This is a genomic window from Oleiphilus sp. HI0132 (genome assembly GCF_001635845.1).
The window spans coordinates 1-10914 of sequence record NZ_LWGJ01001046.1 but is presented as its reverse complement, the minus strand read 5'-3'; the positions used below and the strand labels follow the sequence as shown (position 1 = coordinate 10914).

The 10914-nt window shown below is 44.2% G+C and carries 11 protein-coding genes; all 11 read left to right on the top strand.

The features are described from left to right. Window positions 1–88: 88 nt before the first annotated feature. The 11 genes from A3766_RS12710 to A3766_RS12660 all read left to right on the top strand — a co-directional run bounded on the left by A3766_RS12710 (window position 89) and on the right by A3766_RS12660 (window position 10857). The gene (locus A3766_RS12710) at window positions 89–1549 is read left to right on the top strand and encodes a coniferyl aldehyde dehydrogenase (protein WP_068507112.1); all 1461 of its coding nucleotides are present in this window, start codon (window positions 89–91) and stop codon (window positions 1547–1549) included. A 24-nt stretch (window positions 1550–1573) separates the two neighbouring features. After that, window positions 1574–1954: an AMP-binding protein gene (locus A3766_RS31110; protein WP_197479558.1), complete on the top strand. Its 381-nt coding sequence runs from the start codon at window positions 1574–1576 to the stop codon at window positions 1952–1954. Window positions 1955–1975: 21 nt separating this feature from the next. After that, on the top strand, window positions 1976–3148 hold the full coding sequence (locus tag A3766_RS12705; RefSeq protein WP_197479557.1) for an AMP-binding protein: 1173 nt from the start codon (window positions 1976–1978) through the stop codon (window positions 3146–3148). Window positions 3149–3390: 242 nt separating this feature from the next. Next, window positions 3391–4608, top strand: a complete 1218-nt coding sequence (locus A3766_RS12695; RefSeq protein WP_231872153.1) for an alkane 1-monooxygenase — start codon at window positions 3391–3393, stop codon at window positions 4606–4608. A gap of 56 nt (window positions 4609–4664) precedes the next feature. Further along, entirely contained in the window at window positions 4665–5018 is a 354-nt protein-coding gene (locus tag A3766_RS12690; RefSeq protein ID WP_068507124.1) for a hypothetical protein, read from the top strand. A gap of 38 nt (window positions 5019–5056) precedes the next feature. After that, window positions 5057–5224, top strand: coding sequence for a rubredoxin (locus A3766_RS12685; protein WP_068507129.1), 168 nt, complete (start codon window positions 5057–5059; stop codon window positions 5222–5224). A gap of 13 nt (window positions 5225–5237) precedes the next feature. Then, entirely contained in the window at window positions 5238–5414 is a 177-nt protein-coding gene (locus A3766_RS12680) for a rubredoxin (protein ID WP_068507132.1), read from the top strand. Window positions 5415–5423: 9 nt separating this feature from the next. Further along, window positions 5424–6581, top strand: coding sequence for an NAD(P)/FAD-dependent oxidoreductase (locus A3766_RS12675; protein ID WP_068507134.1), 1158 nt, complete (start codon window positions 5424–5426; stop codon window positions 6579–6581). Between the two features lie 612 nt (window positions 6582–7193). Next, window positions 7194–7796 carry a TetR/AcrR family transcriptional regulator gene (locus A3766_RS12670; protein ID WP_068507139.1) on the top strand — a complete coding sequence of 201 codons (603 nt, stop codon included), beginning with the start codon at window positions 7194–7196 and terminating at the stop codon, window positions 7794–7796. Next, window positions 7793–8905: an efflux RND transporter periplasmic adaptor subunit gene (locus A3766_RS12665; protein ID WP_068507142.1), complete on the top strand. Its 1113-nt coding sequence runs from the start codon at window positions 7793–7795 to the stop codon at window positions 8903–8905. Before A3766_RS12670 ends, A3766_RS12665 begins: the two co-directional genes overlap by 4 nt. Beyond that, a complete protein-coding gene (locus tag A3766_RS12660) occupies window positions 8905–10857 on the top strand; it encodes an efflux RND transporter permease subunit (protein WP_068642296.1) in 1953 nt (650 codons plus the stop codon). Before A3766_RS12665 ends, A3766_RS12660 begins: the two co-directional genes overlap by 1 nt. The last annotated feature ends 57 nt before the right edge of the window (window positions 10858–10914 follow it).

Below are 10914 nucleotides of genomic sequence, written 5' to 3'. Positions count from 1 at the left end.
GTAATAAAATACACAACTTTTGAACATTAAACATTCAAATAGTACACAACATAAGCACGTTTAAATCGATAAAAATAGAGGCAAACAAATGAACTGCGCGGCGAAAATTTCTACTCACGATACATCTATTGAAGAACGATTAACTATGCTTAAGTCAGCGGCTCGAGCTAATCCTTACCCTTCCTTCAATGAGAGGAAAAAAAATCTTCTAAATCTTCGTAGCCAAATTCAGCGTTACCAAGATGCCATTACCGCTGCAGCAGCCAAAGACTTTGGCTGGCGCGCACCAGCTGAATCTAAACTTATTGATGTGCTCGGGCCCGTTTTAGAAATCAATCATGCAGTTCACAAACTCAAAAAGTGGATGAAGCCTAGTCGTAGATCCACGGAGTTACTCTTCACAAGTAATAAAGCCAAAGTACATTACCACCCCAAAGGTGTTGTCGGAATCATCTGCCCATGGAACTTTCCCTTATACCTAGCGTTAGGGCCTCTTATTGCAGCTTTGGCAGCGGGCAACAGAGCGATGATCAAAATGCCGGAGAATTGCCCTAACTCAGCCGCATTACTGCAAGAAATGCTTAGCGAAATTTTTCCTGAAGACTTGGTGGATGTGTTGCCTGGTGACCACCCGGATGCGATGAAAATTTCAGAGCAGCCTTTCGATCATTTGGTGTTTACAGGCTCGCCTAAAACCGGGCGTATTATCATGAGTAACGCGGCTAAAAATCTGGTACCTGTCACTTTAGAACTCGGTGGAAAATCGCCGGCAGTTGTGTGTGAAGGCGCCAACCTGAATGATGCCGCTAAGCGAATTGCGCATGGTAAGGCCATGAATAGCGGTCAAGTCTGTTTAGCACCTGACTATGCGTTAGTACCTAGAAATAATATTGATGAGTTTGTTGAGGCCGTAAAGAAACAGTTTATAAAAATGCATCCCTCGACTTCCGGTAGTGAACATTACACCTCATTGGTAGACGACCGCGCAGACGAACGTTTCAGGCGCCTAATTGACGACGCGAAAGCGCATCGGGCAGACATAACCGTTTGCGGTTCTATTGGCAAGGGGCGGCAGTACCCGCTTCATATTGTAAAGAACCCTGATCTCAATATGAATTTGATGCAAGAAGAAATATTCGGTCCAATTTTGCCTGTGATTCCCTACGATAATATCAACGAAGTAATTGACTTTATAAACGACCGGGAACGCCCTCTAGCACTCTATTTATTCGGCCATGATAAATCCATACGAGACACAATTATGAAAAACACGCTGTCTGGTGGAGTAAGCATTAATGATTGGGGCTGGCATGCATTCAATCACGACATGCCTTTTGGTGGCGTGGGTAATTCAGGTATGGGCAGTTACCATGGCGAAGAAGGGTTTCGTGAGCTATCCCATGCCCGATCGACTTTTCAACGACATCGATTCTTTCCGATTGGTTTATTCTATCCTCCCTACGGAACCATTATTCAGAAATTATCGATGAAACTATTTCTAGGTAAGGCAGATAAAGAGCTGCTAGGCCCACCTAATCTAGATTCATAATAATAAACACCTTTGGGGTTACCGATGACACAGATAAACACAACACTCTCACGCAACAACCTAGCCGACTTTTTAGAGGGCTTTCTTCAAAAATACGCAGAAAAACCAGCTTATTCATGTCTCGGGCAAACATTATCCTTTGCTGAAATCGATGCTAAATCTAAGGCTTTGGCCTGTTTCTTACAGCAGCAAGAGAACCTAAATCAGGGTGACCGGATAGTGATACAGCTGCCAAATCTAAGCCAGTACCCAATTGCTGCTTACGCCGCGTTGCGTGCTGGTTTAGTCGTGGTAAACACAAACCCTCTTTACACGCCTAGAGAAATGCAGCATCAATTCTCAGATTCAGGTGCCAAGGCGATAATTATTCTAGAAGACCTGTTGCCCAACTTAGAAAAAATCTAGGGTGATACGGCGCTGGAGCTAGTGATTTCAACAGGTGCTGCGGATTTACTAAGCGACTCCCCGACGCCTGCTCCAGAGGGTTGCCACTCTTTTAGCCAAATCCTCAATGATTTTGATCAGGCTAAATTGCAAGCCCGTAAAGATATTGGCCCAGATGATTTATGTATGCTCCAGTACACTGGAGGCACAACTGGCGTTTCTAAAGGTGCTTGTTTAAGCCACCGAAATGTCATAAGTAATGCTAAACAATGTTTGGATAGACTTGCTACAGGGTGTAGAGAAGGGCAAGAGATATTTGTGTGCCCATTACCCCTCTACCATATCTATGCCTTTACAGTGAATATGATTATGTTTGCGAGCAAAGGCAATCTCAATGTACTCATTCCTAACCCTAGGGATCTTAACGCCTTTATTAATGCCATCAAACCTTTCGAATTTACCGGCATATCAGGGATCAACACTCTCTTCGTCGGTCTTTGTATGCAGGAAGAATTTAAAGCGCTAGATTTTTCAGCACTGCGATTGACCGTCTCGGGTGGAACTGCCTTAACCTCTAATGCCAGTGAAATATGGAAAGATGTAACAGGCTGCAGTATTTCTGAAGGCTATGGGTTATCAGAAACATCTCCGGTCCTCTGCCTTAATGAACCTGGCAATGAAGAAATAGGCACAGTTGGGACACCTCTTTCTGATACAGAAATTCAGCTTTGGAATGATGACGATCAACCCGTATCTGAAGGTCGCGGACAGATCGTCGCTAAAGGCCCTCAAGTGATGAGTGGTTATTGGAATATGCCAAATGAAACCGCAAAGGCATTAACTGAAGATGGCTTTTTCAAAACGGGTGATATGGGCGAATGGACTGATGACGGTAAGCTAAAAATTGTTGACCGTCTAAAAGATATGATTATTGTTTCAGGATTTAACGTCTATCCAAATGAAGTTGAAGAAGTATTAACCAGTTTTCCGCAAATTCTAGAAGCAGCCGTAATTGGTGAAGCTGATGACATTTCAGGTGAAAAAGTATGTGCTTATGTTGTACTAAAAAATGAAGCAACAGAAAAAGAAATTATTGAACACTGCCGCAAAGTGCTGACCGCTTATAAGGTTCCCAAGAAAGTGGTCGTACTAGAAGAATTGCCTAAATCAACTGTTGGGAAAATACTGCGAAGGGAGCTGAGACCTGCTTCCTAAATGACTTTAAACAAAGTCATCAAACAAAACGAGCCCCGTGATTTTGCCATAGATTTCGGTTAGCTATGTTTTGATATTTATTCAGGTTTTTAGGGTGCCCAAATGGCACCCTTTTTTTGTTTGAAATATGCTTTCGTTCCACTAAAACGACACGAATTGACTGTGACATGACACCTAGGGCCATAACCCTGGCCTGCGTCTCCCGATAAGATTGTTTTACTAACAATAACGGAGAAAATCTCATGTCTAAAGAAGCGGCAGCAATGCTTTCGGTCCCGCGCTCTCAAAGCGAGGGTGAAATCACCACCTGGATGTCATTAAAAAAATACGCTTACATCATTTCGCTGATTTTACCTTTAGCGCCTATCGGATCATGTTATCTAGCGGTTACAACAGGAAATGGCCTATGGTTATGGACAACAATCGTATTCTGGTATTTCGGAATAGCGGCACTAGATAGCTATTTTGGTGATGATGAAGCGAATCCAACCGAAAAAATGGTCGAAGAGCTTAAATCAGAGCCTTACTACAAAAAAGTGATGTACCTGACCGTTCCTTTGCTTTGGGCAGCGGTGATTGCATGTGCCTATACGGTATCTCAATACGAATGGTCCTGGTTTAACTTTATTGGTGGAGCCTTAACAGCAGGTTTAGCCGCTGGAATTGGCGTTAACCTTGGCCACGAGATGGGCCATAAGGTCAATGACCGAACGCAGGTGTTTTTTGCAAAGATGGCTCTAGCTTTACCGGGATATGGGCACTTTTTTATCGAGCACAACAAAGGCCATCACAAAGATGTGTCGACGCCTGAAGATCCTGCATCATCAAGAATGGGCGAGTCTATCTATCAATTCGTAAAACGAGAAGTGCCTGGGGCATTTCGCCGAGCATGGGAGCTGGAAAGCGCAAGGTTGAAGCGACAGGGTAAGTCAGAGTGGTCGTTACAGAATGAGATTATCCAGCCCGCTCTTGCAACTGTTGCATTGTACAGCATGCTGCTAGCTTACTTTGGGCCTGTGATGATTCCATTTCTGTCGATTGTGGCTGCATTCGGCTACTGGCAGCTGACGTGTGCAAATTACATTGAACATTATGGTTTGCTCAGGCAGAAGAACGAAAAGACTGGGCGATTCGAGCGCTGTCAGCCACACCATTCCTGGAATTCGAATCAGAAAATTTCCAATCTGATTCTCCTGCACTTACAACGTCACTCTGACCACCACGCGCATCCGACTCGCGCTTACCAAGTTCTCCGTGATTATCATGGTGTACCTTCTCTTCCTGCCGGATACCCATGGATGTTCGTATTAGCGATGATTCCACCGGTTTGGTTTTCGGTAATGGATCCGAAGGTTGTGAAATGGGCTGGTGGAGATATGGACAAGGTAAATATCGAGCCCACTAAGCGCGACGAGATCTTCTCTCGTCACCATCACCCTGAAGTAGAGAAGGCTGCCTAGGCAGGCTAAGTCTAACGGGATTAGAACACAATTACTGAACGGGTTTAGGTGCGTCCATGCTTGTACTTTCTTTATTGGCTCTGATCGGAGTCGCAGGGTTTGGCTCATTCCTGCTTAAAAACAGAATACAAAAACGAGCCATAAGAAAGTGGATGATCACTGTTCATGGATTAGCCGCCTCAGGTGCTTCGGTTCTGCTGATACTGGGTCTGTATGATGCGCATTCAGCAGATACTACCAACTCATGGAACTGGGTAGGACTTGTGCTCACTCTAGGTGTGGTCATTGGTTCGTATCAACTGTTCAGAAAAGTACTCAAAGGTAGGTCGAAACCTTTGATCTTGCAGTGCCTGCATGGTGTGTTTGCAGCGAGCGCGATATGCGTTTTGGCCTACTCGATGATTATTTAATACAACGACATATCAAAACTTAATAAAGGAGCAAAGACATGGCTCAATATGAATGCCCAGATTGTGGCTACATTTATGACGAAAGCAAAGGCGCTGAGCACGAAGGCTATCCTGCAGGAACGCTATGGAAAGATATTCCGGATGACTTTCCTTGCCCTGACTGCTTTGTGAGAGAAAAGCCAGATTTCGAAGAGCTGAAAGATTAATTGAGGAGCGATCATGAGCACAGAGAATTATAGAAAGTATTGTTGTATCACTTGCGACATGATTTATGACGAAGCATTAGGGATGCCCGAAGAGGGTATCGCGCCGGGTACACGCTTCGAAGATATTCCGGACGACTGGACCTGCCCGGAATGTTCGGCTTCAAAATCTGATTTCTATCTTGTCGAATAGGTGGCAGCCATGAAGCATATTATCATTATTGGTTCTGGGCATTCCGCGATTACGCTCGTCCGTGAACTTCGAGCGCACGGTAAAGCACTTAAGATAAGCTTACTTACGCAAGATTCAGGTGATTTGTACTACAAGCCAAATTTATCGAAAGCGATTTCAATGAATAAGGCGCCGCTTGATCTGATTATGAAAAAAAGGGAAGTTCTTGAACAAGAGCATGACGTTAAAATCATCCATCAGGTTCAGGTTGAAGCGATTGAAACAGACCAACGTTGTGTTCGTTACCGAGACTCTAATAGCGCAGTCAATGAACTAATATTCGATGAGTTGGTTTTAGCAACAGGCGCATCCCCGATGAATCTCGAACTAACAGATTCTCCACGATGCGTTTCAGTAAATAATCTAGCTGAATACGAAATGTTTAGAGCAGAACTCCAAAAACTTGATAAAAGCACGAGTCGAATCGCCATTATTGGTGCCGGTTTTGTCGGTATCGAGTTTGCCAGTGATCTGTGTAATAACGGCTTTCAGGTTGATGTTATAGATACTGCGAGCTGGCCGCTTAGCAGAAGTGTACCTGAGCAACTCGGTGAGCACATAATGAATGCGTTCCCAAAAGAACAAGTACAGTGGCACATGGAGCAGAAGGTAGGTGATGTTCAAGATGACGGTGATCAGCTTTTACTTGAGCTAGATACGGGTACCGTCATCCGCGCAGATCTTATCTTGTCAGCAGTTGGATTATTGCCTCGTGTTGACCTGGCTAAACAGGCTAATATCGAAATAAATCGAGGAATTATGACTGACGAATTCCTTAGAACAAGTCATCCCAATATTTACGCGATCGGTGATTGTGCTGAGACACTTGGTGCTGTTCGTTCGTTTATTGCTCCAGCAACCGCATCAGCAAAATGTTTGGCAAAAACCTTATGTGGGGAACCTGCTGCTTTAGTTCTGCCACCACAGGCTGTAGCGGTAAAGCTAGCCTATTCTCCCTTAGTGATATGTCCCAGCTACGAATCTAAAGGGGAATGGCGCGTGGAAGGCGAAGGTAACAGTTACGCTGCTCGTTATACGACTCAGTCCAATATTAGTGGCTTTGCATTGCTGGGTGAATGTATTGCTCAGAAGGGCAGTTTTATTAAGGAGATAGAACTTACTGGATAGGTATAATCTTTTAGCTCGAAGGGTGTCTAGCCCGCAATTTCGATGCGAATGCTGTATGAGAGTGTATGGATTGTCTAGATTTCTTGGATCTACCACCTATTTAGCCAATGGAAATGTTAAACCAATTGGTTGGATAGAGTTTTACGCGATGATAGTAATTTTTGTACGAAAGTGGTTTTGTAAACAAGTAACTTAGTGGCTACATTACTACAAGCAGTCCGCAGGATATTCTGTATTTGAGTCTATATTTATGTCCGCTTCTCTCACGTTACGGAATGGTGAAAAGCGGTCAGAAGATCCGATCCTATTCTCCGATAAATTTTACATTACCTACCAGAGGAATCCGCACATTAACAATGAAAGCTGATTCTAGATAATGAGCTTGTGGGAACGTATTTACCTATTTGTGCTTCAAAGGGAATTGAGGATAACCGCGATACCTAATTAGTTTGTCTAGTAAGTGATATTTGTGTGACTCTGAAGATGTTGATGGGTGTCTCATCTTTAGACTGACGCCAACGTTGCATATTTCTTTTTACTTTAAGTTCTATTATTCTATCTATAGAACGTTCGTTCTATAGATTTTGCTGGGATATAAAAAGAGAGAAATAAGTGGCCAAGTCCAAGTTTTCAACCAATGAAGAAGCCTTGAACGCTATCTTCAATGTATCCATTCCGCTTTTCGCAAAGCAGGGGTTTAGTGGTGTTTCAATACGCCAGGTAGCCACCGCCGTTGGCGTGAGTATCGCAACGATCTACCACCACTTTCCTGACAAGAAAGCGCTGTATCTCAGCAGTATCGAAGCTTCGTTTAAAGACATAGCTCCAAAGTTAGAAGCCGCTTTGCAGCCCGTTGGTAGTGAAGAGGAACAATTGAGGCGATTTATCTTTCAGTTCACGGAACTCATGGCAAACGACGAAAATCTTAGGCTCCTTCTACAACGTGAACTGTTAGAAGCTGATGAAGAAAGAATATCGCTACTCGCGAATAATGTTTTCATGGCGCAATGGGTAAATGTATTAAAACTAGTGGAGCGAATTTCTCCCAATAGCGACCCGCACATGACATCTATTTCTTTGTTCTCCCTTGTTTTTTATCACTTGGAATCTAAACCAATGAGGGTGTTTTTTCCTGGTGGAAAACCCGAGCATGATGACCCTGAATTCATTGCTGAACATGTATGTCATTTACTGAAAAATGGAGTGTTCCAATGAGTCTACGATTAGTAACACGATTATTAGCTGTTCTTGCAGCCGTCAGCATAGCTACGGCTTGCGGCGAGCAAAACGATACACTTCGTACCCAACTAGTGGCCGCCAAGCCAATTGAGGTCGATGCTCATCATGTTAAAGAAGATCTAGTGCCTCGATTTTATTCGGCAACAGGGTACACCAATGTATCTCGCAGTATCGAAATCAGTACTTCGCAATCGGCAACGATTGACGAACTGACAGTAAAAGAGGGTGACATGGTGTCTCAAGGTGATTTGCTAGTAGCCTTGGATGAAACCGAATTGCTTACCTCTATTCGTCGAGCAGAGAGTGCTATCGAATCAGCCAAAATTCGATTAAAGGATATGGCACATGATGTAGATAATGCTCGTCAACTGCGCGAAAAACGCGTGATTACTGTGGAACAACTTCGCAAGGCAAAAGTGCAACACAATCTTGCGGAAACTCAGTTGAATCAAGCGCAGAGTGAGCTGGAAAGGCAGCTTGCTCGGGAGCCTTATCACCGCATCAATAGTCCAATTGATGCACGCGTTATTAAGCGCTGGGTGAATCAAGGGGATTTGGCTGTTATTGGAAAACCTCTTCTTCAACTCGAAGCGATTGGTGGTTTGGAGTTTGAGGCTTCGTTGCCAGCAGAGTGGGGGCAGACTCTAAATATTGGTGACCAATATGACATTAAAATTCACAAGCGCGATGAACCCGTTAAAGCCGTTATATCTCATATCGTGAATAGTGTTGATCGTATTACCCAAACCATTCAGATCAAACTCGCTTTGCCTGAATCCTACAAACTTGAAGCCGGCTTATCAGGGCAGGTGGACTTCATTATCTCTTATGAAAAACAGATTCTTGTTGATTCTTCATCAATCATTAAGCGGGCGGGGGTGTTTGGTGTATACCGAATCAATGAAGGTAAAGCAGTGTTTACGCCGGTCAATTTTGAGCGGAAGTGGCAACGTTATTTGGTGGTTCTCTCAGGCCTCGAGCCATCGGATATCGTTATCACTAACCCGCCATCTTCCTTAAGAGATGGGAGTCCAGTGGTCTTTAAACCTAGCGATGCCTCAGTAAATAGTGCAGAGACCAAGTAATGGATAAGAGCCAAAATTCGGGCGGCAAAGCAGCTTCTAACAGCAGCTTTAATATTGCCCATACGCTAGCCAAAACCTTTGTTGAATCAAAGCTTGTATTGGCCATTATTCCTGCCGTTATCTTGTTCGGTTTAATGGGGCTGTTTGAAATTCCCCGTGAAGAGAATCCTCAGATAGTGATTCCCGCTGCCGAAGTCACCATTCCCATACCAGGTATGTCACCTTTGGAAGTAGAACACTTGCTGCTAACGCCGCTCGAAAATCATCTCAATACGATGCAGGGGGTAAAGCACACTTACGGTGTGGCAGGAGAAGGCTTTGCCAAGATTCAAGTGGAGTTCAAAGTAGGAGAGGATAAAACCGAATCATTCGTGAGGCTCTATGACCAGGTGGAACGATACAAAATTCAGTTACCGCCTTTAGCGGGCGAGCCACATATTCATCTGATGGATGTGGATGATATCCCCTTTATAGTTGTGACCTTGGCTTCTGACAAGTACGACCGCTATCAGCTCACACATATGGCTGAAAGAATGACCGAGCATCTACATAGTATTGAGGGCGTTGGGCTCAGTGAAATTCATGGTGGTCAGGAGAACGAAGTACGCGTTGAGATAGATCCCACGCGTTTACAAGCTTTAGGTTTGGGCTTAAATCAAATTAGAGCGCACATACAAGGCGCTAGTATTGATCACTCGCTTGGCTTTAAGGTGATCGACAAAGACAACCAGCATTTGCGAATTAGTCATAAGCTGGAAGACCTTGAAGAGCTTAAGCGATTGGTGGTGTTTCGTGATGACGATAAAGTCGTTCATCTACAAGATATAGCGCATATTACCACCGAGCCAGATACCAAAAACTTAAGCTTATCTCGCTTTAACTTTGGCCCCTCAGATAGTCGTTATAAACAGTACAAAGGGGAAGAGATGGCGGCTGTTCATATCGGTATCGCTAAACAGGCCGGTGTTAACTCAGTTCCTTTATCTGAGGCTATTCTGGAACGCGTCGCATCGATGCAAGAACAATGGATTCCTAACTCTGTTGAAGTAGTTACCACCAGAAATGATGGCCAGACTGCGGATGATTCTGTTAACTATCTTATTGAGCACCTCTTTATTGCAATCGCTGTCGTGAGTGTCGTGTTGTGGGTGTTTCTGGGGGGGCGCGCGGCGTCTATCGTATTCATTACGATACCTATCGTTTTCGCTCTGGTGATTGGAATCGACCTATTAGCCGGGCCAACTTTGAATCGTATGGCGTTGTATGCCTTGATACTCGCCTTGGGACTGTTGGTTGATGATGCCATTGTTGTCATCGAAAATATTCATCGGCATAACCAGTTACTCCCGAAAAATAGTTCTAAAGAGGCTTATTCAAAAGCCATTGTTAATGCCGCGTCTGAGATTGGTAACCCCACAACATTGGCAACAATTACGGTGGTTGCCGTATTCTTATCTCTGCTGTTTGTGACGGGAATGACGGGTGAATATTTTTATCCTATTGCGTTCAACGTACCTGCAGCGATGATCGCATCTCTATTGGTTGCGTATATTATTACGCCGTGGGCTGCCCGACGTTTCTTAACCGTCACCCACGAAGAACATAAAGAAATTTGGCTACAAACCTACTACAGAAGTTTGTTCAAGCGCCTCAGCCAAAGTAGGAAGTGGCGAAAAGTATTCTATCTGGGTGTGTTGGTCTGTTTGCTCGCTTCGTTACTGCAACCAAGTTGGCAATTTATTCGCTCGCAGGGCGTTGGTGGAGAACTATCGCCTATGGGCGTCAATTTAGTGTTTCTACCTAAAGATGATAAGAACACCTTTTTGGTGACATTTAAATTACCGGATGACACGCCCCTTGAGCAAACAGACCAACACACCCAGATAGAATACTTTTCGCCACTTCCTACTTTGGCTGAGGCGCTTGAACAAACTTCTGTAGTAGGTTTGTAGCCAAATTTCTTTATGTTCTTCGTGGGTGACGGTTAAGAAACGTCGGGCAGCCCACGG